Genomic DNA, 23,789 nt, shown 5'->3' with positions numbered 1-23,789 from the left:
ACTCCACTCACGCCTTGTCCGTCGCGGACGCCGACGGCAAGGTAAAACCGGATACCGAACGGCGCAGCTGACTGGCCATTTTCGCCAGGTTGCCGATGCTCTCGGCGGTGGCAGTGGAGCCGGACGAGGTCTGCGTGGTGATCTGCTGGATCACGTTCATCGTCAGCGAGATCTGCCCGGCCGACGAGGTCTGCTGCTGCGCCGCGTTGGAGATGCTTTGAATCAGCGCGGCGAGGGTTTTCGAAACGCCTTCGATTTCTTCCAGGGCCACACCGGCATCCTGCGCCAGCCGCGCGCCGCGCACCACTTCAGTGGTGGTCTGCTCCATGGAAATCACCGCTTCGTTGGTGTCGGTCTGGATCGCCCGCACCAGGGTTTCGATCTGCCGGGTGGCGGCGGACGAGCGCTCGGCCAGTCGCTGCACTTCATCGGCAACCACGGCAAAGCCGCGCCCGGCGTCCCCGGCCATCGACGCCTGAATCGCCGCGTTGAGCGCGAGGATGTTGGTCTGGTCGGCAATGTCGTCGATCAGGCTGACGATATCGCCGATTTCCTGGGACGACTCGCCCAGACGCTTGATGCGCTTGGCGGTGTCCTGAATCTGTTCGCGGATGTTGTCCATGCCGTGGATGGTGTTGTGCACCACCTCGTTGCCCTTGTTGGCGATCTCCACCGAACGCTCGGCCACCGCCGAGGATTCAGCGGCGTTGGCCGAGACCTGATCGATGGACTGGGCCATATCGCTGATCGCGGTCGAGGCTTCGGAAATCTGCTGCGCCTGATGCTCCGAGGCTTGGGCCAGGTGCATGGCGGTGGCCTGGGTTTCCTGCACGGCGGCGGCGACCTGGCCGGCGGTGAGGTTGATGGTCGCGACCAGATCGCGCAGTTGATCGACCGAGTAGTTGATCGAATCGGCGATGGTCCCGGTGAAGTCTTCAGTCACCGAGGCGGTCACCGTCAGGTCGCCGTCGGCGAGGTCTTCGATTTCGTCCAGCAGGCGCATGATCGCGTTCTGATTGCGTTCGTTCTTCTCGGCGGTCTCGCGCAACTGGCGGTTGGTTTCACGAACCATGACCATGCCGATCAGGATGATCGAAGCCAGCGCCAGCAAGCCCAGCACGTAGCCGCCAATGGTGTCGGTGTTGCGCCCGCCGGCAAGGTTTTCGAAACCGCTGGCGAGGTGCGAGGCTTCGTCGAGCAGGGTCTGCGACAGGCTGAAGATATTGCTCGCCGACTCCCGGACCTTGAACAGCTCCGGCGAGGTTTCGAGGATTTCATCCACGGAGCCGGAGACGAACTGGAACAGCTCGGAAATTTCACTCAGCCGCGCACGGGCATCACGGTCTTCAACCTGGCTGATTTTCAGGGTCGGGTTGCCCTGCAGCATGCCGTTTAGCACCTGGCCGAAACGCGTGGCGTCGCGGCCAAAGGCATCGGCGGCCTGCTGCGAATTCTCGTCGCCAGCGAGCACGGTGTTGACCGCGCCGAGAATACGTTCAGCGAGCAGCGATTGGCGCTGGGCCATTGCCACTTGCGCTGCCGGGGCGCCGCGTTGCAGAAGGATTTCGACAACTTTTTCGTATTCGATCTGCAACTGCGGCACGGTTTCGGCGAGGGTCGCGGCGACTTGATGCAGCGAGAGCACGGTCTGTTCGCTGGAGAGAATCGCATCGGTATTTTTCAGCAGGCGTTCCCAGTCCAGCTGCACCGCGCGCATTTCCGGGCGCACGGTGGCGGGCGCGGGCGGCAGGCCGGTGGCCGGGTCACCCTTCTTCAGGTAACCCCAGCGCTGGGCGAAATCGTTGCGCGCATCGCTCAGCAGCTTGAACGCAGCGGCCTTGCCGGCGGCGGCTTCGGTGGCGTTCTTGGCGATGCGTTGCGACAGCACGCGCAGCTCACCGGCGTGGCCGATGTACTGCTTGTCGTAGTTGGCCTGGGTGTTGAGGTAGGCGAAGTTGGCGAACAGCAGCATGATGAACACGATCAGTGCGATGAACAGCACGATGATCTGCGAGCGACTGCGCGACCCTTCTGCCGATTTTACTGTTTTTGCTTTTGTCATCGGTCCTCGCCTATTCCCGCGCCATTTAAAGCTCACCGAAAACCCTGTGGGAGCGGGCTTGCCCGCGAAGAGGCCAGCACATCCGACATCTATGGCGACTGATCTGACGCCATCGCGGGCAAGCCCGCTCCCACAGGTTTGGGTGGTGTTTCCACTAAATCGCGACGCTCATGAACACCGGCGATTTCGCCAGTGCAAACAGGCTGAACACCCGCCAGTTCTGCTCGCGCCGGAAATAGCCTTTGACGAACTCGGCCTTGGAGCCCTGCCGTTTGCTGATGGAGATCGGCTCGAAGCTGTCCTGCTCGAAGTGCTGCAGACCGAACACCTCATCCACCAGCAACCCGGCGAACACGTCGTTGTGCTCCACCACCAATACCCTGCGCTGTTTGCGCAACGGCGACAGCTCGTGGCCGAAGAATCCGCACAGGTCCATGATCGGCAGCAAGCGTCCACGCAGGTTAGCCACCCCTTTGACCCACGGCTTGACCCCGGGCAACTGAGTGCAGCGCGGTTCGTGCAGCACTTCGCTGACTTCGCCCATCGGCGTCACATACCAATGCTCGCCGAGGCGAAAACCGATGCCGCTCCAGCGATCCTGACGGCCGGGCTGCGACGGCAGGTCCGCCGCCAGCAGGCGGCAGCGCTGGTCGATCTGCCACAGCAGTTCGAACGCAGTCAGCGATTCGTTCATGGCGACGCGATCAGCCTTTGAGCACGTTGTTCAGGGTCTTGATCAGCATGTCTTCTTCGACCGGTTTGGTCAGGTAATCCTTCGCGCCCTGACGGGTGCCCCAGACCTTGTCGGTTTCCTGATCCTTGGTGGTGATGATGATCACCGGGATGTGGCTGGTCTCGGCATCCTTGGTCAACTGGCGGGTGGCCTGAAAGCCGTTGAGGCCGGGCATGACGATGTCCATCAAGACCGCATCGGGCTTTTCCTGACGGGCCAGGGCCACGCCGTCGGCACCGTTTTCGGCCTTGAGCACTTCATGGCCGTGCTTTTCCAGCATGCCGGTGAGTTTGTACATTTCAGTCGGCGAATCATCGACGATCAGGATACGTGCCATGGTCTTCCCCATTTTTCTTGTCGACATCCGGCCCGTTGGCCGAGCGTCACTGTACGTGTCTTACTGCGGCAAAACGGCGGCGAAGCCCGGAACGTGGGCCTGAATCGCGTCAAGCAGCTCTTCCTTGCTGAAAGGCTTGGTCAAAAACTGATCAGAACCGACAATCCGCCCCTTGGCCTTGTCGAACAGCCCGTCACGCGACGACAGCATGATCACCGGCGTGCCCTTGAACGCGCTGTTGTTCTTGATTAAAGCGCAGGTCTGATAACCATCCAGGCGCGGCATCATGATGTCGACAAAAATGATCCCGGGGTGGTGGTCGGCGATTTTCGCCAAGGCGTCGAAACCGTCGATGGCCGTGATGACTTCGCAGCCCACATTCTTCAACAGCGTTTCGGCGGTGCGACGAATCGTTTTCGAGTCGTCGATGACCATGACCTTCAAGGCGCTGGACTGCTGTTCCATAAGGGGGCTCTACCGTCGCCTTTGCGAATCAAATTGTCCGTTTTGCGATGAGTAATGGCTGGAAACCCTTGATGTTCAAGGGCCAGCACCGCATGGCAGCCTTTTTAGCACAGTCTCCCGGTCCAATCTATCGACGGGTTTTCCCTTGACCGAAAACCCGCCCGGAGCCACTCTGGCGGCACTTTTTCAATACCGATCCGGTAGCCAATTTTCGAGGAAAACCCAATGAGCGTTCGCGTCGGGATTGTCATGGACCCTATCGCCAGCATTTCCTATAAAAAGGATAGCTCGCTGGCCATGCTGCTGGCCGCGCAGAAACGGGGCTGGGAACTGTTCTACATGGAGCAGCGCGACCTGTATCAGGCCGAAGGTCAGGCCCGGGCACGCATGAAGCCGCTGAAAGTCTTCGCCAACCCGGAAAAATGGTTCGAACTGGACGCCGAGCAGGACAACCTGCTGAGTGATCTGGACGTGATCCTGATGCGCAAGGATCCGCCGTTCGACATGGAGTTCGTCTACTCCACCTACCTGCTGGAACAGGCCGAAACCGTCGGCGTGCTGGTGGTCAACAAGCCGCAGAGCCTGCGCGACTGCAACGAAAAGCTGTTCGCCACGCTGTTTCCGCAGTGCACGCCACCGACCATTGTCAGCCGTCGCCCGGATGTGCTGCGCGAATTCGCCGACCACCATGGCGACGTGATCCTCAAGCCGCTGGACGGCATGGGCGGTTCGTCGATCTTCCGCCACACCTCCGGTCACCCGAACCTGTCGGTGATCCTGGAAACCCTGACCCTGCACGGCAAGCAGCAGATCATGATTCAGGGCTACCTGCCGGCCATCGTCGATGGCGACAAACGCATCCTGATGATCGACGGCGAGCCGGTGGATTACTGCCTGGCGCGAATTCCGGCTCAAGGCGAAACCCGTGGCAACCTCGCCGCCGGTGGTCGTGGAGAAGCGCGTCCGCTGACCGACAAGGATCGCTGGATCGCCGCGCAAGTCGGCCCGACTTTACGCGAGAAAGGCCTGCTGTTCGTCGGTCTGGACGTGATCGGTGAGCACCTCACCGAAATCAACGTCACCAGCCCGACCTGCATCCGCGAAATCGACAATGCTTTCGGCACCGACATCGGCGGCATGCTGATGGATGCGATCGACAAGAAGCTGCAAGCCGCCGGCAAAAAGCCGCAAGCTTGACGTGTGTCACATGCAGTCTGTCGCTTGAAGCGTGAAGCCCAAGGCGCGAAACCAACATTGCGTTATCATGCGCAGCCTCTGAAAAACGCGATGTTGGTTTTCTTGTCATGACCCTCCCGTCCGATCTGCCCGCAGAACTCGCCCATCGTGGCGTGCGCCCGGCCGATCGCCTCGGATTTACCCTGTTTCTCGCGGCGCTGATTCATTTGGCGCTGCTGCTTGGCGTTGGCTTCACCATGGTCGAGCCCAAGCAGATCAGCAAAACTCTGGAAATCACCCTCGCCACGTTCAAGAGTGAGACCAAGCCGAAAAAGGCTGATTTCCTCGCTCAGGAAAACCAGGAAGGCAGCGGCACCCTCGACAAGAAGGCGATCCCCAAGACCACCGAGGTCGCGCCGTTCCAGGACAATCAGGTCAAGAAGGTCACCCCGCCACCGGCCGCCAAACCGGAAGTCCGCGAAGCGGCGCCCAAGGCTGCGGTGACCACCGTGGCGCCGAAACAGCAAAAGGCGCCGACCAAGAAAGAAGAAACCAAGACCGAGACCAAACCTGCGGTCAACGCACCGACGTTCGACAGCTCGCAGCTGTCCAGCGACATCGCCAGCCTCGAAGCGGAACTGGCCAACGAACAACAGCTGTATGCCAAGCGCCCGCGTATCCACCGTTTGAGCGCAGCCTCGACCATGCGCGACAAGGGCGCCTGGTACAAGGATGACTGGCGCAAGAAAGTCGAGCGCATCGGCAACCTCAATTACCCGGAAGAAGCGCGGCGCAAGCAGATCTACGGCAACCTGCGGCTGATGGTCTCGATCAACCGCGATGGCTCGCTGTATGAAGTGCTGGTGCTGGAATCGTCCGGCCAGCCGTTGCTGGATCAGGCGGCGCAGCGCATCGTCCGGCTGGCGGCACCGTTTGCACCGTTTACCGGCGATCTGTCGGATATCGACCGACTGGAAATCATCCGCACCTGGAAATTTGCCCGGGGCGACAAGCTGTCCAGTAACTGACCAGCGCCAAGCGAGCTTTTGTGGCGAGGGAGCTTGCTCCCGCTGGGCTGCGAAGCGGCCCCCTGCTTTTTCCGGACACACCGCGTTGTCAGGTTTTACGACTGCTGCGCAGCCGAGCGGGAGCAAGCTCCCTCGCCACAGAGGTCCGGTGAAGACCAGTTGCAACGCATCGTCAGCTTGTCAGTTTGCCCCTACGACGCCACACTATCGCTCATGAAAAACGTCAGCCCCAGCTACCTCAAGCATCATTTCCTGATCGCCATGCCGCACATGGCCGACCCGAACTTTGCCCACACCTTGACCTACATCGTCGAGCACACGGCCAATGGCGCCATGGGGCTGGTGGTCAATCGACCGCAAGAGCTGAATCTGGCTGACATCCTCGAGCAATTGCGCCCGGACATCGATCCGCCAGCGCTGTGCCAGCATGTGCCGATCTTCATTGGCGGCCCGGTGCAGACCGATCGCGGTTTCGTCCTGCACCCGGCGGGCAAGACCTTTCAGGCCACCGTCGAGCTGGACGGTGATCTGGCGCTGTCCACCTCGCAGGACGTGCTGTTCGCCATCGCCGACGGCGTAGGCCCGGCGAAAAGCGTGATCGCCCTCGGTTACGCCGGTTGGGAAGCCGGGCAACTGGAGGCCGAGCTGGCCGACAATGCCTGGCTGACCTGCCCGTACGACGCCGACATCCTGTTCAACACCAGCAGCGAACTGCGTCTGGAAGCGGCGGCCCGGCACCTGGGGATCAACCTCAGCCTGCTGACCAGTCAGGCGGGGCACGCCTGATGGCCCTGCGCCTGATTCTCGGCTTCGACTACGGCACCAAACAGATCGGCGTTGCGGTCGGCCAGGTGATTACCGGCCAGGCCCGCGAGCTGTGCACCCTGAAAGCGCAGAACGGCGTACCCGACTGGAATCAGGTTGAAGCGCTGTTCAAGGAATGGAAACCCGACGCCGTGGTGGTCGGCCTGCCGCTGAACATGGACGGCACGCCCAGCGAAATGTGCCTGCGCGCCGAAAAATTCGCCCGACGCCTCAATGGCCGCTTCAATGTGCCCTTCTATACCCACGACGAACGCCTGACCACTTTTGAAGCCAAGGGTGAACGACTGGTGCGCGGCGGGCAGAAAGGCAGTTACCGCGACAACCCAGTGGACGCCATCGCCGCCGCCCTGCTGTTGCAGGGCTGGCTCGATGAAAACACTGCATTGTTTGAATCCTGACAAGCGCTTCGGCGCTTTTCTTTTGGTTATAAACCCAGCCACGTCCGGCAGGACGCGGCTCGGAATCACGAAGGAGCAACCATGAGCCTGCCCAATCCCGCCGATCTGATCAGCCAGATGGCGACCCGCCTCAAGGCGCACCTGGCACAGCGTGATATCAGCGAACCGCGTTACATCGGCATCCGCACTGGCGGCATCTGGGTCGCGCAGGCCTTGCTCAAGGAACTGGGCAGCGACGCGCCATTGGGCACGCTGGATGTTTCCTTCTACCGCGACGACTTCAGCCAGAACGGCCTGCACCCGCAAGTGCGCCCCTCGGCCCTGCCCTTCGAGATCGAAGGCCAGCACCTGGTGCTGATCGATGACGTATTGATGAGCGGTCGGACCATCCGCGCCGCCATGAACGAACTGTTCGACTACGGCCGCCCGGCCAGCGTGACCCTGGTCTGCCTGCTCGACCTGGACGCCGGCGAGCTGCCGATCCGCCCGAACGTGGTGGGTGCGACCCTGTCGCTGGCCGCCAACGAGCGGGTCAAACTGTCTGGCCCGGAGCCGCTGACGCTCGAACTGCAAGACCTGAATTCCTAACCCGCCCTTATTGAGAGTCCCCCTCGCGATGACGCCTCTAGATACCAAGCGCCCGCTGCAGCTCAATGATCAGGGCCAGCTGCGCCACTTCCTCTCGCTCGATGGCCTGCGCCGCGAGTTGCTGACGGAAATCCTCGACACTGCCGACTCGTTCCTCGAAGTCGGCGCCCGGGCGGTGAAGAAGGTCCCGTTGCTGCGCGGCAAGACCGTGTGCAACGTGTTCTTCGAAAACTCCACCCGCACCCGCACCACCTTCGAACTGGCGGCCCAGCGACTGTCGGCGGACGTGATCACCCTGAACGTGTCGACCTCGTCGGCCAGCAAAGGTGAAACCCTGCTCGACACCCTGCGCAACCTCGAAGCGATGGCCGCCGACATGTTCGTCGTGCGCCACGGTGATTCCGGCGCCGCGCACTTCATCGCCGAGCATGTCTGCCCGCAGGTGGCGATCATCAACGGCGGCGACGGCCGGCACGCGCACCCGACCCAGGGCATGCTCGACATGCTCACCATCCGTCGGCACAAGGGTGGTTTCGAAAACCTCTCGGTGGCGATCGTCGGCGACATCCTGCACTCGCGGGTGGCGCGCTCAAACATGCTCGCCCTGAAGACCCTCGGCTGCCCGGACATCCGCGTGATCGCGCCGAAGACCCTGCTGCCGATCGGCATCGAGCAGTACGGCGTCAAGGTCTACACCGACATGAACGAAGGCCTGAAGGACGTCGACGTGGTGATCATGCTGCGCCTGCAGCGTGAGCGCATGACCGGCGGCCTGCTGCCGAGCGAAGGCGAGTTCTACCGTCTGTTCGGCCTGACCACCGCGCGTCTGGCCGGGGCCAAACCCGATTGCATCGTCATGCACCCGGGGCCGATCAACCGTGGCGTGGAGATCGAATCGGCAGTGGCCGACGGCCCGCATTCGGTGATCCTCAATCAAGTCACCTACGGCATCGCCATCCGCATGGCTGTGTTGTCGATGGCCATGAGCGGGCAAACAGCGCAACGTCAATTCGAGCAGGAGAACGCCCAGTGAAGCTCAGCATTCTCGGCGCCCGCGTCATCGATCCAAGCAGCGGCCTGGATCAAATCACCGACATTCACGTTGAAGCCTGCAAGATCGTCGCCCTCGGCGCCGCACCGGCCGGTTTCACCGCTGTGGAAACCATCGACGCCCAAGGCCTCGTTGCCGCGCCCGGGCTGGTCGACCTTAACGTGGCTCTGCGCGAGCCGGGCTACAGCCGCAAAGGCAGCATCGCCAGCGAAACCCGCGCCGCGGCGGCTGGCGGCGTGACCAGCCTGTGCTGCCCGCCGAAAACCAAACCGGTACTCGACACCTCGGCCGTGGCCGAACTGATCCTCGACCGCGCCCGCGAAGCCGGCAACACCAAGGTGTTCCCCATCGGCGCGCTGAGCAAAGGCCTGGATGGCGAACAACTGGCCGAACTGGTGGCCCTGCGTGACGCCGGGTGTGTGGCGTTCGGCAATGGTCTGGAGAGTTTCCGCAACACCCGCACCCTGTGCCGGGCATTGGAGTACGCGGCGACCTTCGACCTGACGGTGATCTTCAACTCGCAGGATCACGATCTGGCGGATGGCGGTCTGGCCCATGAAGGTGCAGTCGCCAGTTTCCTCGGCTTGCCGGGGATTCCGGAAACGGCGGAAACCGTCGCCCTGGCCCGCGATCTGCTGCTGGTCGAGCAGACCGGCGTGCGCGCGCACTTCAGCCAACTGACCAGCGCGCGCGGCGTGGCTCTGATCGCCCAGGCCCAGGCCCGTGGCTTGAAGGTCACGGCGGATGTCGCCCTGTATCAGTTGATTCTCACCGATGAAGCGCTGATCGACTTCAGCAGCCTGTATCACGTGCAACCGCCGCTGCGCACCCGCGCCGACCGCGACGGCCTGCGTGAAGCGGTGAAGTCCGGGGTGATTTCGGCGATCTCCAGCCATCACCAGCCGCATGAACGCGACGCCAAACTGGCGCCGTTCGGCGCGACCGAGCCGGGCATCAGCAGCGTGGAATTGCTGCTGCCGCTGGCGATGACGCTGGTTGAAGACGGCTTGCTGGATCTGCCGACCCTGCTGGCGCGCCTGAGCGCTGGGCCTGCGGACGCGTTGCGTCTGCCGGCGGGCAAACTGGCGGTGGGCGGCGCGGCGGATATCGTGCTGTTCGATCCGAAGGCATCCACCGTGGCCGGTGAAGGCTGGCTGTCGAAGGGCGAGAACTGTCCGTTCCTTGGGCACACCCTGCCGGGTGTAGTGCGTTACACCTTGGTCGATGGGCGGATCAGCCACCAGGCGTAACTCTGTGGCGAGGGAGCTTGCTCCCGCCGGGCTGCGCAGCAGACCTTCTTTTGGATCAAGAGAGGGGCCGCTTCGCGACCCAGCGGGAGCAAGCTCCCTCGCCACAATTACTGGAAAGCGCCGCGATTCTGCGCGTTGCGCACCGAAACCTGATCATTCAGGGTCCAGAAGTCATACAGCACCCCGATAAAGAACAACCCGCCGGTCAGCAGATACAGCAACCCGCTGATCCACTTGCCCTGGTACATCCGGTGCACGCCGAATACGCCCAGGAACGTCAGCAGTATCCACGCCACGTTGTATTCGATCGGCCCTGCGGCAAAGCGCAGGTCCGCCTCGCGATCCATTGCCGGGATCAGGAACACGTCGATCAGCCAGCCAATGCCCAGCAGACCGAAGGTGAAAAACCAGATCGTGCCGGTCACCGGTTTGCCGTAATAGAAGCGGTGAGCGCCGGTAAAACCAAAAATCCACAGCAGATAACCGATGATTTTGCTGTGTGTATCCTGCGGTGCAGCGACCTGCTGATAGCGGTTCATGAAGACCTCGATTCACACGATAGATAAATTTTCTTTAATTCTTTGTGACTTTTTTACATGTAGCCGACGTACGGCAAATGTTACCGTGTCGTCCGTCAAAGCCTTGTAGCACCGGACTTCTGTCCGACAATTGCGTCCATTTGCCGCTTGTTTGGTTCCGTTGCCCTCCGATGGAATCGACCAACGGCCTCGGAAGGGACAAAAAAGCTGTTATAAAGTTGCGCGCTAACACATAAGAGCCACGCCTAATGCGACCATTTTTCAAGACATGGCTAACCATCTGCCTATTAATGCCACTGGCCGCCCACGCCACCAATCGTGAGCAACGTCTTCCCAACGTCAACGGTTTCACCCCTAAATCCCATGCTTCGGCTCCTTCGAGCAAGAGCAGCAAACAAACGAAACACACCACGCTTGCCAGCAAGAGTCACGGCAAGCTGGTGCCACCGATGGCCAACAAGGAAAGCAGCAACGTCCTGAGCCGTGCGGTGAACGTCCTCGGTACTCCCTATCGTTGGGGCGGCAGCAGCCCAAGTAAAGGCTTCGACTGCAGCGGTCTGGTGAAATATGCGTTCAACGACGCCACGTTCGACCTGCCACGCACTTCCAATGCGATGGCCAGCGGGCATGGCGAGAAAGTCGAGCGCAAGGATCTGAAACCGGGCGACCTGATTTTCTTCAACATCAAGAGTCGTCGGGTCAACCACGTTGCCATCTACCTGGGCAACGACCGCTTCATCCACGCACCACGTCGTGGCAAAGCGGTGAGCATCGATACGCTGAACAAGCCATACTGGGAACAGCATTACGTGGTTGCCAAGCGTGTGTTGCCGAAAGAACCGGCTGGCAAGCAGATGCGTGTAGTTCAACGCTGAAACACGATCAACTGTGGCGAGGGAGCTTGCTCCCGCTGGGCTGCGCAGCAGCCCCAAAATCTTGTGAGCGCTACGCGCTCAAGCGGGAGCAAGCTCCCTCGCCACAGGTGCATTCCAGCCTTTAGAAATTATCCCGCGTACGCGCCTTCTCCCGCGCATGCTCGCGACTGATCAAGCCCTTGGTCACCAACTCCTTCAGGCACATGTCGAGTGTCTGCATCCCCAACGACCCGCCGGTCTGAATCGCTGAATACATCTGCGCCACCTTGTCCTCGCGGATCAGGTTCCGGATCGCCGACGTTCCCAGCATGATCTCGTGGGCTGCCACCCGCCCGCCGCCGATCTTCTTGATCAGCGTCTGCGACACCACCGCCAGCAGCGACTCGGACAACATCGAACGCACCATCGACTTCTCGTCGCCCGGAAATACATCGACAACACGGTCGATGGTCTTGGCGGCTGACGTCGTGTGCAGCGTGCCGAACACCAGATGCCCGGTCTCGGCAGCGGTCAGGGCCAGGCGAATGGTTTCCAGGTCGCGCATCTCGCCCACCAGAATCACATCCGGGTCTTCGCGCAACGCCGAGCGCAACGCCGTGGCGAAGCTGCGGGTATCGCGATGGACTTCGCGCTGATTGATCAGGCATTTGCGCGATTCGTGGACAAACTCGATCGGATCTTCGATGGTGAGAATGTGGTGATGGCGATGGGTATTGAGGTAATCGATCATCGCCGCCAGCGTGGTCGACTTGCCGGACCCGGTCGGCCCGGTCACCAGCACCAGCCCGCGCGGCGCATCGGTGATCTTGCGAAAGACGTCGCCCATGTCAAGGTCTTCCATGCTCAGCACTTTCGAGGGAATGGTGCGGAACACCGCGCCGGCGCCCCGGTTCTGGTTGAACGCATTGACCCGAAAACGCGCCACGCCGGGGACTTCGAACGAGAAATCCGTTTCCAGGTGTTTCTCGAAGTCGACGCGCTGGGTGTCGTTCATGATGTCGTAGATCAATTCGTGCACTTGCTTGTGATCCAGCGCCGGCAGATTGATCCGCCGCACATCGCCGTCGACGCGGATCATCGGCGGCAGACCCGCCGACAGGTGCAGGTCGGAAGCGCCCTGTTTGGCGCTGAACGCCAGCAGTTCAGTGATATCCATAGCGTCCCTCAATTCCAGTAGAATGCCGCGAACCTTCAGACCGCCGGCGCCTCTTGATGTCCACGATAGCAGACAACATCCAACTGGTTAGTTCGCGCATCCAGGCTGCCACCGCAGCGGCCGGGCGCAGTGAAAACAGCGTGCAGTTGCTGGCGGTCAGCAAAACCAAACCCGCGTCGGACCTACGTGAAGCCTACGCCGCCGGCCTGCGTGACTTTGGCGAGAACTATCTGCAGGAAGCCCTGGGCAAACAGCTCGAACTGGCCGACCTGCCCTTGATCTGGCACTTCATCGGCCCCATTCAATCGAACAAGACTCGCGCCATCGCCGAGCATTTCGACTGGGTGCACTCCGTGGATCGCCTGAAAATTGCCCAACGCCTGTCCGAACAGCGCCCGGCCGAGCTGCCGCCGCTGAACATCTGCATTCAGGTCAACGTCAGCGGTGAGGCGAGCAAGTCCGGCTGCACCCCGGCCGACCTGCCGGCGCTGGCCGAGGCCATCAGCACCCTGCCGCGCCTGAAACTGCGCGGGCTGATGGCGATTCCCGAGCCGACCGAAGATCGCGCCGAACAAGATGCCGCTTTCGCTGCCGTGCAACGTTTGCAGGCCAGCCTGAATCTGCCGCTCGACACACTTTCCATGGGCATGAGCCACGACCTCGAGTCCGCCATCGCCCAAGGCGCCACCTGGGTGCGGATCGGTACCGCCCTGTTTGGCGCCAGAGATTACGGTCAGCAATGACCGACAGCCATCTGAAAAAGGACCTGACATGAGCAACACACGCATTGCCTTTATCGGTGCCGGCAACATGGCCGCCAGCCTGATCGGCGGCCTGCGGGCCAAGGGTCTGCAAGCCAGCCAGATTCGCGCCAGCGATCCGGGCGAAGAGACCCGCCAACGCGTCAGCGCCGAACACGGCATCGAAACCTTCGCCGATAACGCCCAGGCCATCGACGGCGTTGACGTGATCGTGCTGGCGGTCAAGCCACAGGCGATGAAAGCCGTGTGCGAAGCCATCCGCCCGAGCCTGCAACCGCAGCAACTGGTGGTGTCGATCGCCGCCGGCATCACCTGCGCGAGCATGACTGCGTGGCTCGGCGAGCAGCCAATCGTGCGCTGCATGCCGAACACCCCGGCGCTGCTGCGTCAGGGCGTCAGCGGCCTGTACGCCACCAGCGAAGTGACCGCCGAACAGCGTCAGCAGGCTGAAGAGCTGCTGTCCGCCGTCGGCATCGCGCTGTGGCTGAACGAAGAACAGCAACTCGATGCCGTGACTGCGGTCTCCGGCTCCGGCCCGGCGTATTTCTTCCTGCTGATCGAAGCGATGACCGCCGCCGGCGTCAAACTCGGCCTGCCCAAGGAAATCGCCGAGCAACTGACTGTGCAGACGGCCTTGGGCGCCGCGCACATGGCGGTATCCAGCGATGTCGACGCCGCCGAACTGCGCCGCCGCGTGACCTCGCCAAATGGCACCACAGAGGCCGCGATCAAATCATTCCAGGCTGATGGCTTCGAAGCCCTGGTAGAAAAAGCACTCGGCGCCGCCGCGCACCGCTCGGCCGAAATGGCCGAACAACTGGGCAAATAAGGAGCCTTACATGATTGGATTGAACACCGCAGCGGTTTACGTGCTGCAAACCCTCGGCAGTCTGTACCTGCTGATCGTGCTGCTGCGCTTCGTCCTGCAACTGGTGCGCGCGAACTTCTACAACCCGCTGTGCCAGTTCGTGGTCAAGGCCACCCAGCCGCTGCTCAAACCACTGCGCCGGATCATCCCGAGCCTGTTCGGCCTGGACATGTCGTCGCTGGTTCTGGCGATCCTCGTGCAACTGGCGCTGATGGCCCTGACCCTGCTGCTGACCTATGGCACCACCGGCAACCCGCTGCAGCTGTTCATCTGGTCGATCATCGGCGTGACCGCGCTGTTCCTGAAGATCTTCTTCTTCGCCCTGATCATCAGCGTGATCCTGTCGTGGGTCGCTCCGGGCAGCCACAACCCGGGCGCTGAACTGGTGAACCAGATCTGTGAGCCGGCGCTGGCACCGTTCCGCAGGATTCTGCCGAACCTCGGCGGTCTGGATCTGTCGCCAATCTTCGCCTTTCTCGCGCTGAAGCTGATCGACATGCTGGTGATCAATAATCTGGCGGCGATGACCATGATGCCGGAAATCCTGCGCCTGCTGATGTGAGCTGGTTTCGCTGGGACGGGGAGGACTTGATCCTCGAATGTCATCTGCAACCGGCAGCCCGAAGCGATGATTTCGCCGGGCTGCACGGTGACCGCCTGAAGATACGCCTCACCGCGCCGCCGGTCGAGGGCAAGGCCAATGCTTATCTGATGGGCTTTCTGGCCAAGGCGTTTGGCGTGTCCAAGAGCCAGGTCAGCTTGCTCAGCGGCGAATTGAACCGGCAGAAACGGGTGAAGATCTGTGCGCCGAAGAAGCTGCCGGAGTTGCCTGGGTTGGTTGGGCGCTTGTCTTGAGTTTTTGCGGCGTCTGTACCCCTCACCCCAGCCCTCTCCCCCTGGAGAGGGAGCCGATCCAGGGTGTTTTCAGAACCTGAGTTCACCCCGGATAGATCAGGTCGGTGTAGCTCAAAAGAACACCTCGGTCGGTCCCCTCTACCTCTGGGAGAGGGCTAGGGTGAGGGCCGCTTGCCGCTAACCCCCCCGGTCTTTAGACTTACGCCTCATTTCAACGAGAGCAGGGTCGATGCCAGCTGCCTTTCCCCCCGATTCTGTTGGTCTGGTGACGCCGCAAACGGCGCACTTCAGTGAACCTCTGGCCCTGGCCTGTGGCCGTTCGCTGCCCGCCTACGACCTGATCTACGAAACCTACGGCACGCTGAACGCGCAGGCGAGCAACGCCGTGCTGATCTGCCACGCCTTGTCCGGACATCACCATGCCGCCGGCTATCACAGCGCGGACGACCGCAAACCCGGTTGGTGGGATAGCTGCATCGGCCCCGGCAAACCGATCGACACCAACAAGTTCTTCGTGGTCAGCCTGAACAATCTGGGCGGCTGCAACGGCTCCACCGGCCCGAGCAGTATCAACCCGGAGACCGGCAAGCCGTTCGGCGCCGACTTCCCGGTGCTCACCGTGGAAGACTGGGTGCACAGTCAGGCGCGCTTGGCCGATCTACTCGGCATCCGCCAGTTCGCCGCCGTGATCGGCGGCAGCCTCGGCGGCATGCAGGCCTTGCAGTGGACCATTACCTACCCGGATCGCGTGCGTCACTGCCTCGCCATCGCTTCGGCGCCCAAGCTGTCGGCGCAGAACATCGCCTTCAACGAAGTCGCGCGTCAGGCGATCCTCACCGACCCGGAATTCCACGGCGGTTCGTTCCAGGAACAAGGTGTGATCCCCAAGCGCGGGCTGATGCTGGCGCGGATGGTCGGGCACATCACCTACCTGTCCGACGACTCGATGGGCGAGAAATTCGGCCGTGGCCTGAAGAGCGAAAAGCTCAACTACGACTTCCACAGCGTCGAGTTCCAGGTTGAAAGCTACCTGCGTTATCAGGGTGAAGAATTCTCCGGGCGTTTCGATGCCAACACCTATCTGTTGATGACCAAGGCGCTGGACTACTTCGATCCGGCGGCGAACTTCGACGATAACCTGGCGAAAACTTTCGAAAACGCCACCGCCAAGTTCTGCGTGATGTCGTTCACCACCGACTGGCGCTTCTCCCCGGCCCGCTCGCGAGAACTGGTGGACGCGCTGATGGCGGCACGCAAAGACGTCAGCTATCTGGAAATCGATGCCCCCCAGGGCCACGACGCCTTCCTGATTCCGATCCCGCGCTATTTGCAGGCGTTCGGCAATTACATGAACCGAATTACGGTGTGAACAAGCCATGAGAGCTGATCTGGAAATCATCCAGGAATGGATCCCCGCCGGCAGCCGCGTGCTCGACCTCGGTTGCGGCGACGGCGAACTGCTGACCTGGCTGCGCGACAACAAGAACGTCACCGGCTATGGCCTGGAAAACGACGCCGACAACATCGCCGAGTGCGTGGCCAAGGGCATCAACGTCATCGAGCAGGATCTGGACAAGGGCCTGGGCAACTTCGCCAGCAACAGTTTCGACATCGTGGTCATGACCCAGGCCCTGCAGGCCGTGCACTACCCGGACAAGATCCTCGACGAAATGCTGCGGGTCGGTCGTCAATGCATCATCACCTTCCCCAACTTCGGTCACTGGCGCTGCCGTTGGTATCTGGCGAGCAAGGGCCGCATGCCAGTGTCGGAGTTCCTGCCGTACACGTGGTACAACACGCCGAACATTCACTTCTGCACCTTCGAAGACTTTGAAGAACTTTGTCGCGAACGTGATGCGAAGGTCATTGATCGGCTTGCCGTGGATCAACAGCACCGCCACGGGTGGGCCAGTAAGCTATGGCCTAATCTGTTAGGTGAGATCGGTATCTACCGCGTCAGCAGTCCGGGCCTTGCAGATCACCGGATCGCGGTCTGAACCACGACATTTCGAGGAGAACGATCATGGGTCGCTTGATTACTGTGCTATTGGCCGCCTGCCTGAGTCTGTCGGCGGTGGCCGCCGATACCATCAAGGGCGAACGCAAGGAAGTGTTCGGCGACGTTACCGTGCACTACAACACTTTCAACTCGACCTTCCTGACACCCGACATCGCCAAAGCAGCCGAGCTGATCCGCAGCAAGAACCAGGGCGTGATCAACGTCTCGGTGATCAAGGACGGCAAACCGCTGAGCGCCAATGTCACCGGCACAGTCAAGGACCTGACCAGCCAGAGCGTGCCGCTGAACTTCCGCCAGGTCACCGAACAGGGCGCCATCTACTACATCGCCCAGTATCCGGTGGAGCAGCAGGAAACCCGCACCTTTGAAATCAAGGTGCAGAACGGCGACAAGATCAACACCATCAACTTCAACCAAGAACTTTTCCCCGGCGAATGATGAACCTCAAGCAGCTCGTACTGGCCAGCCATAACGCCGGCAAACTCAAAGAACTCCAGGCCATGCTCGGCGATTCGGTGCAACTGCGCTCGATCGGCGAATGGAGCAAGGTCGAACCGGAGGAAACCGGTCTGTCGTTCGTCGAGAACGCGATCCTCAAGGCGCGCAATGCCGCGCGCATCTCCGGTCTGCCGGCGCTGGCCGACGATTCCGGTCTGGCGGTGGACTTCCTCGGCGGTGCGCCGGGCATCTACTCGGCGCGTTATGCCGATGGCAAGGGCGATGCGGCGAACAACGCCAAACTGCTCGACGCCCTCAAAGACGTGCCGCAAGACGAGCGCGGCGCGCAGTTCGTCTGCGTGCTGGCACTGGTGCGGCATGCCGATGATCCGCTGCCGATTCTCTGCGAAGGCCTGTGGCACGGGCGCATCCTGACCGCCGCCAGTGGCGAGCACGGTTTCGGCTACGACCCGCTGTTCTGGGTGCCGGAGCGTGACGTGTCCAGCGCCGAACTGAGCCCGGCCGACAAGAACCAGATCAGCCACCGCGCCCGTGCAATGGATCTGCTGCGCCAGCGTCTGGGCCTGAAATGACCGACAGCCACCTCGCGTCGTCGCTGATCATCGGCGGCGCCGCCTCTTCGCCTCGGGCGCCGCTGCCAACGCTGCCGCCCCTGGCGCTGTACATCCACATTCCGTGGTGTGTGCGCAAATGTCCGTATTGCGATTTCAACTCGCACACCGCCAGCCCGGTGCTGCCAGAAGAGGAATACGTCGACGCGTTGCTGGCCGATCTCGATCAGGACCTGCACGCGGTGTATGGCCGTGAAATCAGTTCGATCTTCTTCGGCGGCGGTACGCCGAGCCTGTTCAGCGCGCAAGCCCTCGGGCGCTTGCTCAAAGGCGTCGAGCAGCGCATCCCGTTTGCGCACGACATCGAGATCACCCTGGAAGCCAACCCCGGCACCTTCGAGCAAGAGAAGTTCGTCGCGTATCGCAAGCTGGGGATCAATCGCTTGTCGATCGGCATCCAGAGCTTCCAGCAGCAGAAACTCGAAGCCCTCGGGCGTATCCATAACGGCGACGAAGCGGTGCGTGCGGCGGGAATGGCGCGTCAGGCCGGGTTCGATAACTTCAACCTCGACCTGATGCACGGCCTGCCCGACCAGTCGCTGGAAGATGCCTTGAGCGATCTGCGCCAGGCCATCGAACTGCAACCGACGCACATCTCCTGGTATCAGCTGACGCTGGAGCCGAACACGGTGTTCTGGAACCAGCCGCCGGTGCTGCCGGAAGACGACACGCTGTGGGACATTCAGGAAGCCGGACAAGCGCTGCTGGCCGCACACGGTTACGCGCAATACGAAGTCTCTGCCTATGCCCAGCCCGGGCGGCCGGCACGGCACAACCTCAATTACTGGAGTTTCGGCGACTTCATCGGCATCGGTGCTGGCGCGCACGGCAAGCTCAGCCATCCGGACGGGCGTATTGTGCGCACCTGGAAGACGCGCTTGCCGAAGGACTATCTCAACCCGGCCAAGAGCTTCCAGGCTGGCGAGAAAGCCCTGAGCAATGACGAGATGCCGTTCGAGTTCCTGATGAACGCTTTGCGTCTGACGGCAGGCGTGGAATCGCGCCTGTATCCCGAGCGCACCGGCCTGCCGCTGGAAAGTCTCGCCGAGCACCGCCGCGAGGCCGAACAAAGCGGCCTGATGCAGGTCGAACCGTCACGTCTGGCGGCCACCGAGCGCGGACAACTGTTCCTCAACGACTTGCTGCAGAACTTTCTGAGCTGAGCCTGACGGCCGCCCCAAGGAAAACCGCATGGATTTGATACTCGACCTGCTCGCCACCGTGTCCCGCTGGAGCCGCAGCAACCTCTCGGAAATCGCCCTGGCCCTGGTGGGCTGCCTGCTGGTGCTGTTCGGCGCCGACTTCAAAGGCTGGGTCGAGCAACGTCTGGGCAGCATCGCCGGCGCTCTGCGCGTACCACTGATGGCCCTGCTGTGCGTGATCGGCAGCGGCGCCGCGCTGATCTATGCGACGCCGTGGGTGGTCAAGGGTTTGAGCCAGTTCAACAACTACAGCCTGGCGCCGGTGTTGTTGGTGGTGCTCGTCCTTATCGGCGTCGTCGCTGACCGCCGCTGATCTTTCGCCACCCCCAAAACAACTGTAGGAGCTGCGGCACGCTGAGATCTTTTGATCTTCAAATCAAGATCAAAAGATCGCAGCGTGCCGCAGCTCCTACATTGGATATTGCGCGGGGCTCAGGACAGTTTTTCGAACTTCAGATCCCACACGCCATGCCCCAGACGTTCGCCGCGGCGTTCGAACTTGGTGATCGGGCGTTCGGCCGGGCGCGGTACGCATTTGCCGTCTTCGGCGAGGTTGCGGTAGCCCGGAGCGACGTTCATCACTTCCAGCATGTACTCGGCGTACGGTTCCCAGTCGGTGGCCATGTGCAGGATGCCGCCAACCTTCAGCTTGCTGCGCACCAGCTCGGCGAAGGACGCCTGAACGATGCGACGCTTGTGGTGACGGCTCTTGTGCCATGGATCCGGGAAGAACAGCATCAGGCGATCGAGGCTGTTGTCGGCGATGCAGCGGTTGAGCACTTCGATCGCATCGCAATCGTAGACCCGCAGGTTGGTCAGACCCTGAGTCAGCACGCCATTGAGCAGCGCGCCAACACCCGGACGGTGCACTTCAACACCGATGAAGTCCTGATCCGGTGCCGCCGCAGCCATTTCCAGCAGCGAGTGGCCCATGCCGAAACCGATCTCCAGCGAACGCGGCGCGGAACGGCCGAACACCTGATCGTAATCCACCGGCGCGTCGGCCAGCGGCAGCACGAACAGCGGCGCGCCCTGATCCAGACCGCGTTGCTGGCCTTCGGTCATGCGCCCGGCGCGCATCACGAAACTCTTGATGCGGCGGTGTTGGCGCTCGTCGCCCTCTTCCGTCTGGAGAGGCGTGTCGTTCGATTCAGTCATCAATGGCTCTTACTTGATCAGACCATCCAGCGGCGAAGAGGCGCTGGCATAGAGTTTTTTCGGCATGCGACCGGCGAGATAGGCCAGACGGCCCGCGACGATCGCGTGTTGCATGGCTTGGGCCATCATCACCGGTTGCTGGGCGTGGGCGATGGCCGAGTTCATCAGCACCGCGTCACAGCCCAGTTCCATGGCGATAGTGGCGTCGGAGGCGGTGCCGACACCGGCATCCACCAGCACCGGAATTTTCGCTTCTTCGAGGATGATCTGCAGGTTGTACGGGTTGCAGATCCCCAGACCGGAACCGATCAGACCGGCCAGCGGCATGACCGCGATACAGCCGATTTCCGCCAGTTGGCGAGCGATGATCGGGTCATCACTGGTGTAAACCATCACGTCGAAGCCTTCCTTGACCAGCGTTTCGGCGGCCTTGAGGGTTTCGATCACGTTGGGGAACAGGGTTTTCTGGTCGGCCAGCACTTCCAGCTTCACCAGGTTATGACCATCGAGCAGCTCACGGGCCAGGCGGCAAGTGCGCACGGCCTCGATAGCGTCGTAGCAACCGGCAGTGTTCGGCAGGAAGGTGTAGCGATCCGGCGACAGCACTTCGAGCAGGTTCGGCTCGCCTTCGATCTGTCCGAGGTTGGTACGGCGCACGGCGAAGGTGACGATCTCGGCACCCGAGGCTTCGATGGCCTGACGGGTTTCTTCCATGTCACGGTACTTGCCGGTACCGACCAGCAAACGCGACTGGTAAGTACGACCGGCCAGAACAAAAGGCTTGTCGCTGCGAACGATGCTCATGGGGAATCCTCTTTAGGGGTGAGGGTCTTGCAGAATTCTGTGCCCTTGCGGGCCGGCGATCAGCCGCCGCCGATGGCGTGCACCACTTCGACGTTGTCGCCATCGTTGAGGATGGTGTCGGCATGCTGGCTGCGCGGGACGATATCCAGATTGAGTTCGACTGCCACCCGGCGACCGGTCAGGTCCATACGGGCAATCAGGGCCGCAACGGTTTCACCGTCGGGCAGTTCAAGGGATTCGCCGTTCAACTGAATGCGCATGCGCCTGGCCGCCATCATTTTTAGGGGGTGGCATTCTAGCCCGATCATGACCTAAAGGTCAGCACCAAGCGTCAAGCGGTTTACTGCAGGCGCCAGGCGGCAAGTCCAAGACACAGCCAGCCAACCAGAAACGCCAGACCGCCGAACGGAGTGATGATGCCGAGCTTGCTGATGCCGGTGGTGGTCAGCACATACAGGCTGCCGGAGAACAGCAGAATGCCGACAGTGAACGAAATACCCGCCCAGGTCACCAGCCGCCCCTGAATCTGCGTGGCGAGCAGCGCCACACCGAACAACGCCAGGGTGTGCACCAGTTGATAGGTCACGCCGGTGTGGAAGATCGCCAGATACTCAGGCGTGAGGCGATTTTTCAGGCCATGGGCGGCGAATGCGCCGAGGGCGACGCCGGTAAAACCAAAGAAAGCGGCCAGCATCAAAAAGCCACGCAGCATGTGGAACTCCAGTCAGACTCGTTCGGCAGGGTCTGTATAATGGCCCGCTCTATCGGTTCGGCCAAGCCATCTCTATGCTGCGTTCACTTTTGCGTCGTCTCACGAAGGCCCTGCTCTGGTTCGCGGGCGGCAGCGTATTGCTGGTGTTGCTGTTTCGCTTCGTGCCGCCGCCGGGCACGGCGCTGATGGTCGAGCGCAAGATCGAATCCTGGGTCGACGGCGAGCCGATTGACCTGCAGCGCACTTGGAAACCGTGGGACGAGATCTCCGACGACCTTAAGGTCGCGGTCATGGCCGGCGAAGATCAGAAGTTTCCCGAGCACTGGGGTTTTGACTTCGGCGCGATTCAGGCTGCGCTGACCCACAACGAACTCGGCGGTTCGATTCGCGGTGCCAGTACCTTGAGTCAGCAAGTCTCCAAGAACCTGTTTCTGTGGTCCGGTCGCAGCTATCTGCGCAAAGGCCTGGAAGCATGGTTTACCGCACTGATCGAGGTGTTGTGGCCCAAGCAGCGGATTCTTGAGGTTTACCTGAACAGCGTCGAGTGGGATGACGGGGTGTTTGGTGCCGAAGCCGCAGCACGTCATCACTTTGGTGTGAGCGCCAAGTCACTGTCGCGGCAGCAGGCGAGTTATCTGGCGGCGGTGTTGCCTAACCCGCGAGTGTGGAGCGCCAGCCATCCGACAGCGTATGTATCGCGGCGGGCCGGGTGGATTCGGCAGCAAATGAATCAGTTGGGCGGGACCAGTTATTTGCTGGGGCTGGATGATTCGCGCCGGGCGCCTTGGGCGCAGTAGCTAAAAGCAAAAGATCGCAGCCTGCGGCAGCTCCTACAGGTGCAAAGCAGTCCCGTGTAGGAGCTGCCGCAGGCTGCGATCTTTTGATCTTCTAAACAAAAACGCCCCGATCATCACTGATCGGGGCGTTTTTGTTTGCCGAGGCGCCGGTTAGGCGGCGATCGACAATTTGAGCTTGTTCATCGCGCTCTTCTCGAGCTGACGGATCCGCTCGGCCGACACGTTGTACTTCTGCGCCAGGTCGTGCAGCGTGGCTTTCTCTTCTGCCAGCCAGCGCTGGTAGAGGATGTCGCGGCTACGTTCGTCCAGCACTTCCAGCGCTTCGTGCAGGTTGTGGTTGGAGTTGTCGCTCCAGTCGGCATCTTCCAGTTGACGCGCCGGGTCGTACCGGTGGTCTTCCAGGTAGTTGGCCGGCGACTGGAAAGCGCTGTCGTCGTCGGCTTCAGCAGCCGGGTCGAAAGCCATGTCGTGGCCGGTCAGGCGACTTTCCATCTCGCGCACTTCACGTGGTTCAACGCCGAGGCTTTCCGCCACACGGTGAACTTCCTCGTTGTTCAGCCACGCCAGACGTTTCTTCTGGCTGCGCAGGTTGAAGAACAGCTTGCGCTGGGCCTTGGTGGTCGCGACCTTCACAATGCGCCAGTTGCGCAGGATGAACTCGTGAATTTCCGCCTTGATCCAGTGCACGGCGAACGACACCAGACGCACACCCATTTCCGGGTTGAAGCGTTTTACCGCCTTCATCAAGCCGACGTTACCTTCCTGGATCAGGTCAGCCTGAGCCAGACCATAGCCGGAATAGCTACGGGCAATGTGTACGACAAATCGCAGGTGGGCGAGCACCATCTGCCGAGCCGCCCCCAGATCCTGCTCATAGTAGAGACTCTCGGCCAGTTCACGCTCCTGCTCCGGCGTCAGCAATGGAATGCTGTTGACGGTGTGCACATAGGCTTCCAGGTTCGCACCCGGAACCAACGCGTACGCAGGTTGCAAAGAATTGGTCATGCGAAAAAACCTCCCACTTACATACTCGTGCCTCTCGGCACTGCGAAAAATTGA

30 protein-coding genes are annotated in these 23,789 nt (G+C 61.5%); 19 read left to right on the top strand and 11 right to left on the bottom strand.

What is annotated here, in order from left to right; genetic code table 11:
* Positions 1 to 7: 7 nt before the first annotated feature.
* The 4 genes from ACU680_RS16120 to pilG all read right to left on the bottom strand — a co-directional run bounded on the left by ACU680_RS16120 (position 8) and on the right by pilG (position 3,597).
* Positions 8 to 2,062, bottom strand: coding sequence for a methyl-accepting chemotaxis protein (locus ACU680_RS16120; protein WP_448179949.1), 2,055 nt, complete (start codon positions 2,060 to 2,062; stop codon positions 8 to 10).
* Positions 2,063 to 2,216: 154 nt separating this feature from the next.
* A complete protein-coding gene (locus tag ACU680_RS16115; RefSeq protein ID WP_108591852.1) occupies positions 2,217 to 2,756 on the bottom strand; it encodes a chemotaxis protein CheW in 540 nt (179 codons plus the stop codon).
* 10 nt (positions 2,757 to 2,766) lie between these two features.
* A complete protein-coding gene (gene pilH, locus ACU680_RS16110) occupies positions 2,767 to 3,132 on the bottom strand; it encodes a twitching motility response regulator PilH (protein ID WP_083367667.1) in 366 nt (121 codons plus the stop codon).
* A gap of 60 nt (positions 3,133 to 3,192) precedes the next feature.
* On the bottom strand, positions 3,193 to 3,597 hold the full coding sequence (pilG, locus tag ACU680_RS16105) for a twitching motility response regulator PilG (protein ID WP_448179948.1): 405 nt from the start codon (positions 3,595 to 3,597) through the stop codon (positions 3,193 to 3,195).
* A 225-nt stretch (positions 3,598 to 3,822) separates the two neighbouring features.
* On the opposite strand from pilG, the gene gshB reads away from it, so the two are divergent.
* The 7 genes from gshB (at position 3,823) to ACU680_RS16070 (ending at position 9,913) form a co-directional block, all read left to right on the top strand.
* Entirely contained in the window at positions 3,823 to 4,794 is a 972-nt protein-coding gene (gene gshB / locus ACU680_RS16100) for a glutathione synthase (RefSeq protein WP_367086070.1), read from the top strand.
* 107 nt (positions 4,795 to 4,901) lie between these two features.
* Positions 4,902 to 5,801: an energy transducer TonB gene (locus ACU680_RS16095; protein WP_007964106.1), complete on the top strand. Its 900-nt coding sequence runs from the start codon at positions 4,902 to 4,904 to the stop codon at positions 5,799 to 5,801.
* 213 nt (positions 5,802 to 6,014) lie between these two features.
* Positions 6,015 to 6,587 (top strand): YqgE/AlgH family protein, encoded by a 573-nt coding sequence (locus tag ACU680_RS16090; protein ID WP_025109150.1) that lies wholly within the window; start codon positions 6,015 to 6,017, stop codon positions 6,585 to 6,587.
* A complete protein-coding gene (ruvX, locus tag ACU680_RS16085) occupies positions 6,587 to 7,024 on the top strand; it encodes a Holliday junction resolvase RuvX (RefSeq protein WP_003229101.1) in 438 nt (145 codons plus the stop codon). Before ACU680_RS16090 ends, ruvX begins: the two co-directional genes overlap by 1 nt.
* Before the next feature lie 81 nt (positions 7,025 to 7,105).
* On the top strand, positions 7,106 to 7,612 hold the full coding sequence (pyrR, locus tag ACU680_RS16080) for a bifunctional pyr operon transcriptional regulator/uracil phosphoribosyltransferase PyrR (protein ID WP_007964111.1): 507 nt from the start codon (positions 7,106 to 7,108) through the stop codon (positions 7,610 to 7,612).
* Positions 7,613 to 7,640: 28 nt separating this feature from the next.
* Positions 7,641 to 8,645, top strand: coding sequence for an aspartate carbamoyltransferase catalytic subunit (locus ACU680_RS16075; protein ID WP_003229107.1), 1,005 nt, complete (start codon positions 7,641 to 7,643; stop codon positions 8,643 to 8,645).
* Positions 8,642 to 9,913, top strand: a complete 1,272-nt coding sequence (locus tag ACU680_RS16070) for a dihydroorotase (protein WP_448179947.1) — start codon at positions 8,642 to 8,644, stop codon at positions 9,911 to 9,913. The genes ACU680_RS16075 and ACU680_RS16070 overlap by 4 nt, the downstream gene beginning before the upstream one ends.
* 107 nt (positions 9,914 to 10,020) lie before the next feature.
* Here the strand turns inward: ACU680_RS16070 and ACU680_RS16065 are convergent, their stop codons facing one another.
* Entirely contained in the window at positions 10,021 to 10,452 is a 432-nt protein-coding gene (locus ACU680_RS16065) for an NINE protein (RefSeq protein WP_047596579.1), read from the bottom strand.
* A gap of 248 nt (positions 10,453 to 10,700) precedes the next feature.
* Between ACU680_RS16065 and ACU680_RS16060 the strand changes: the two genes are divergently transcribed.
* On the top strand, positions 10,701 to 11,327 hold the full coding sequence (locus tag ACU680_RS16060; protein ID WP_108591856.1) for a C40 family peptidase: 627 nt from the start codon (positions 10,701 to 10,703) through the stop codon (positions 11,325 to 11,327).
* Between the two features lie 121 nt (positions 11,328 to 11,448).
* On the opposite strand, the gene ACU680_RS16055 is transcribed toward ACU680_RS16060, so the two are convergent.
* Positions 11,449 to 12,483: a type IV pilus twitching motility protein PilT gene (locus tag ACU680_RS16055; RefSeq protein ID WP_448179946.1), complete on the bottom strand. Its 1,035-nt coding sequence runs from the start codon at positions 12,481 to 12,483 to the stop codon at positions 11,449 to 11,451.
* Positions 12,484 to 12,539: 56 nt separating this feature from the next.
* Between ACU680_RS16055 and ACU680_RS16050 the strand changes: the two genes are divergently transcribed.
* From ACU680_RS16050 to ACU680_RS16005, 10 genes are all read left to right on the top strand, one after another.
* Positions 12,540 to 13,226 (top strand): YggS family pyridoxal phosphate-dependent enzyme, encoded by a 687-nt coding sequence (locus tag ACU680_RS16050; RefSeq protein WP_448179945.1) that lies wholly within the window; start codon positions 12,540 to 12,542, stop codon positions 13,224 to 13,226.
* A 28-nt stretch (positions 13,227 to 13,254) separates the two neighbouring features.
* On the top strand, positions 13,255 to 14,073 hold the full coding sequence (gene proC / locus ACU680_RS16045) for a pyrroline-5-carboxylate reductase (RefSeq protein WP_448179944.1): 819 nt from the start codon (positions 13,255 to 13,257) through the stop codon (positions 14,071 to 14,073).
* A gap of 10 nt (positions 14,074 to 14,083) precedes the next feature.
* A complete protein-coding gene (locus ACU680_RS16040) occupies positions 14,084 to 14,674 on the top strand; it encodes a YggT family protein (RefSeq protein WP_047297137.1) in 591 nt (196 codons plus the stop codon).
* A complete protein-coding gene (locus ACU680_RS16035) occupies positions 14,671 to 14,967 on the top strand; it encodes a DUF167 domain-containing protein (RefSeq protein ID WP_448179943.1) in 297 nt (98 codons plus the stop codon). The genes ACU680_RS16040 and ACU680_RS16035 overlap by 4 nt, the downstream gene beginning before the upstream one ends.
* Positions 14,968 to 15,196: 229 nt before the next feature.
* On the top strand, positions 15,197 to 16,336 hold the full coding sequence (gene metX / locus ACU680_RS16030) for a homoserine O-succinyltransferase MetX (RefSeq protein WP_103369352.1): 1,140 nt from the start codon (positions 15,197 to 15,199) through the stop codon (positions 16,334 to 16,336).
* 7 nt (positions 16,337 to 16,343) lie between these two features.
* Positions 16,344 to 16,964 (top strand): methionine biosynthesis protein MetW, encoded by a 621-nt coding sequence (gene metW, locus ACU680_RS16025; RefSeq protein WP_367086078.1) that lies wholly within the window; start codon positions 16,344 to 16,346, stop codon positions 16,962 to 16,964.
* A gap of 26 nt (positions 16,965 to 16,990) precedes the next feature.
* The gene (locus tag ACU680_RS16020) at positions 16,991 to 17,425 is read left to right on the top strand and encodes a DUF4426 domain-containing protein (RefSeq protein ID WP_448179942.1); all 435 of its coding nucleotides are present in this window, start codon (positions 16,991 to 16,993) and stop codon (positions 17,423 to 17,425) included.
* Positions 17,422 to 18,018 (top strand): RdgB/HAM1 family non-canonical purine NTP pyrophosphatase, encoded by a 597-nt coding sequence (gene rdgB / locus ACU680_RS16015; RefSeq protein ID WP_448179941.1) that lies wholly within the window; start codon positions 17,422 to 17,424, stop codon positions 18,016 to 18,018. The genes ACU680_RS16020 and rdgB overlap by 4 nt, the downstream gene beginning before the upstream one ends.
* Complete coding sequence (gene hemW, locus ACU680_RS16010) at positions 18,015 to 19,220, top strand: radical SAM family heme chaperone HemW (protein WP_448179940.1); 1,206 nt, start codon at positions 18,015 to 18,017, stop codon at positions 19,218 to 19,220. Before rdgB ends, hemW begins: the two co-directional genes overlap by 4 nt.
* 28 nt (positions 19,221 to 19,248) lie before the next feature.
* A complete protein-coding gene (locus ACU680_RS16005) occupies positions 19,249 to 19,572 on the top strand; it encodes a DUF3392 domain-containing protein (protein ID WP_003229134.1) in 324 nt (107 codons plus the stop codon).
* Between the two features lie 119 nt (positions 19,573 to 19,691).
* On the opposite strand, the gene trmB is transcribed toward ACU680_RS16005, so the two are convergent.
* The 4 genes from trmB to ACU680_RS15985 form a co-directional block, all read right to left on the bottom strand.
* The gene (trmB, locus tag ACU680_RS16000; RefSeq protein ID WP_367086080.1) at positions 19,692 to 20,417 is read right to left on the bottom strand and encodes a tRNA (guanosine(46)-N7)-methyltransferase TrmB; all 726 of its coding nucleotides are present in this window, start codon (positions 20,415 to 20,417) and stop codon (positions 19,692 to 19,694) included.
* Positions 20,418 to 20,426: 9 nt separating this feature from the next.
* Complete coding sequence (locus ACU680_RS15995) at positions 20,427 to 21,221, bottom strand: thiazole synthase (protein ID WP_007964131.1); 795 nt, start codon at positions 21,219 to 21,221, stop codon at positions 20,427 to 20,429.
* Positions 21,222 to 21,280: 59 nt separating this feature from the next.
* Positions 21,281 to 21,481 carry a sulfur carrier protein ThiS gene (thiS, locus tag ACU680_RS15990; protein WP_167734067.1) on the bottom strand — a complete coding sequence of 67 codons (201 nt, stop codon included), beginning with the start codon at positions 21,479 to 21,481 and terminating at the stop codon, positions 21,281 to 21,283.
* An 80-nt stretch (positions 21,482 to 21,561) separates the two neighbouring features.
* Positions 21,562 to 21,933 carry a DUF423 domain-containing protein gene (locus ACU680_RS15985; RefSeq protein ID WP_367086082.1) on the bottom strand — a complete coding sequence of 124 codons (372 nt, stop codon included), beginning with the start codon at positions 21,931 to 21,933 and terminating at the stop codon, positions 21,562 to 21,564.
* 74 nt (positions 21,934 to 22,007) lie between these two features.
* Here ACU680_RS15985 and mtgA point away from each other — a divergent pair, with 74 nt between their 5' ends.
* On the top strand, positions 22,008 to 22,730 hold the full coding sequence (gene mtgA, locus ACU680_RS15980) for a monofunctional biosynthetic peptidoglycan transglycosylase (RefSeq protein WP_448179939.1): 723 nt from the start codon (positions 22,008 to 22,010) through the stop codon (positions 22,728 to 22,730).
* A gap of 150 nt (positions 22,731 to 22,880) precedes the next feature.
* Here the strand turns inward: mtgA and rpoH are convergent, their stop codons facing one another.
* Complete coding sequence (rpoH, locus tag ACU680_RS15975) at positions 22,881 to 23,735, bottom strand: RNA polymerase sigma factor RpoH (protein ID WP_003229146.1); 855 nt, start codon at positions 23,733 to 23,735, stop codon at positions 22,881 to 22,883.
* Positions 23,736 to 23,789: the final 54 nt, after the last annotated feature.

The sequence above is a fragment of the Pseudomonas sp. LF020 genome (genome assembly GCF_053456425.1).
The sequence above is the reverse complement of the archived record's forward strand: the minus strand, read 5'-3'. Positions and strand labels throughout refer to the sequence as shown.

Coding starts and splice junctions, on each gene's coding strand:
- ACU680_RS16120 (WP_448179949.1), bottom strand. CDS start 2,062: ATGACAAAAGCAAAAACAGTAAAATCGGCAGAAGGGTCGCGCAGTCGC.
- ACU680_RS16115 (WP_108591852.1), bottom strand. CDS start 2,756: ATGAACGAATCGCTGACTGCGTTCGAACTGCTGTGGCAGATCGACCAG.
- pilH (WP_083367667.1), bottom strand. CDS start 3,132: ATGGCACGTATCCTGATCGTCGATGATTCGCCGACTGAAATGTACAAA.
- pilG (WP_448179948.1), bottom strand. CDS start 3,597: ATGGAACAGCAGTCCAGCGCCTTGAAGGTCATGGTCATCGACGACTCG.
- gshB (WP_367086070.1), top strand. CDS start 3,823: ATGAGCGTTCGCGTCGGGATTGTCATGGACCCTATCGCCAGCATTTCC.
- ACU680_RS16095 (WP_007964106.1), top strand. CDS start 4,902: ATGACCCTCCCGTCCGATCTGCCCGCAGAACTCGCCCATCGTGGCGTG.
- ACU680_RS16090 (WP_025109150.1), top strand. CDS start 6,015: ATGAAAAACGTCAGCCCCAGCTACCTCAAGCATCATTTCCTGATCGCC.
- ruvX (WP_003229101.1), top strand. CDS start 6,587: ATGGCCCTGCGCCTGATTCTCGGCTTCGACTACGGCACCAAACAGATC.
- pyrR (WP_007964111.1), top strand. CDS start 7,106: ATGAGCCTGCCCAATCCCGCCGATCTGATCAGCCAGATGGCGACCCGC.
- ACU680_RS16075 (WP_003229107.1), top strand. CDS start 7,641: ATGACGCCTCTAGATACCAAGCGCCCGCTGCAGCTCAATGATCAGGGC.
- ACU680_RS16065 (WP_047596579.1), bottom strand. CDS start 10,452: ATGAACCGCTATCAGCAGGTCGCTGCACCGCAGGATACACACAGCAAA.
- ACU680_RS16060 (WP_108591856.1), top strand. CDS start 10,701: ATGCGACCATTTTTCAAGACATGGCTAACCATCTGCCTATTAATGCCA.
- ACU680_RS16055 (WP_448179946.1), bottom strand. CDS start 12,483: ATGGATATCACTGAACTGCTGGCGTTCAGCGCCAAACAGGGCGCTTCC.
- ACU680_RS16050 (WP_448179945.1), top strand. CDS start 12,540: ATGTCCACGATAGCAGACAACATCCAACTGGTTAGTTCGCGCATCCAG.
- proC (WP_448179944.1), top strand. CDS start 13,255: ATGAGCAACACACGCATTGCCTTTATCGGTGCCGGCAACATGGCCGCC.
- ACU680_RS16040 (WP_047297137.1), top strand. CDS start 14,084: ATGATTGGATTGAACACCGCAGCGGTTTACGTGCTGCAAACCCTCGGC.
- metX (WP_103369352.1), top strand. CDS start 15,197: ATGCCAGCTGCCTTTCCCCCCGATTCTGTTGGTCTGGTGACGCCGCAA.
- metW (WP_367086078.1), top strand. CDS start 16,344: ATGAGAGCTGATCTGGAAATCATCCAGGAATGGATCCCCGCCGGCAGC.
- ACU680_RS16020 (WP_448179942.1), top strand. CDS start 16,991: ATGGGTCGCTTGATTACTGTGCTATTGGCCGCCTGCCTGAGTCTGTCG.
- rdgB (WP_448179941.1), top strand. CDS start 17,422: ATGATGAACCTCAAGCAGCTCGTACTGGCCAGCCATAACGCCGGCAAA.
- hemW (WP_448179940.1), top strand. CDS start 18,015: ATGACCGACAGCCACCTCGCGTCGTCGCTGATCATCGGCGGCGCCGCC.
- ACU680_RS16005 (WP_003229134.1), top strand. CDS start 19,249: ATGGATTTGATACTCGACCTGCTCGCCACCGTGTCCCGCTGGAGCCGC.
- trmB (WP_367086080.1), bottom strand. CDS start 20,417: ATGACTGAATCGAACGACACGCCTCTCCAGACGGAAGAGGGCGACGAG.
- ACU680_RS15995 (WP_007964131.1), bottom strand. CDS start 21,221: ATGAGCATCGTTCGCAGCGACAAGCCTTTTGTTCTGGCCGGTCGTACT.
- thiS (WP_167734067.1), bottom strand. CDS start 21,481: ATGCGCATTCAGTTGAACGGCGAATCCCTTGAACTGCCCGACGGTGAA.
- ACU680_RS15985 (WP_367086082.1), bottom strand. CDS start 21,933: ATGCTGCGTGGCTTTTTGATGCTGGCCGCTTTCTTTGGTTTTACCGGC.
- mtgA (WP_448179939.1), top strand. CDS start 22,008: ATGCTGCGTTCACTTTTGCGTCGTCTCACGAAGGCCCTGCTCTGGTTC.
- rpoH (WP_003229146.1), bottom strand. CDS start 23,735: ATGACCAATTCTTTGCAACCTGCGTACGCGTTGGTTCCGGGTGCGAAC.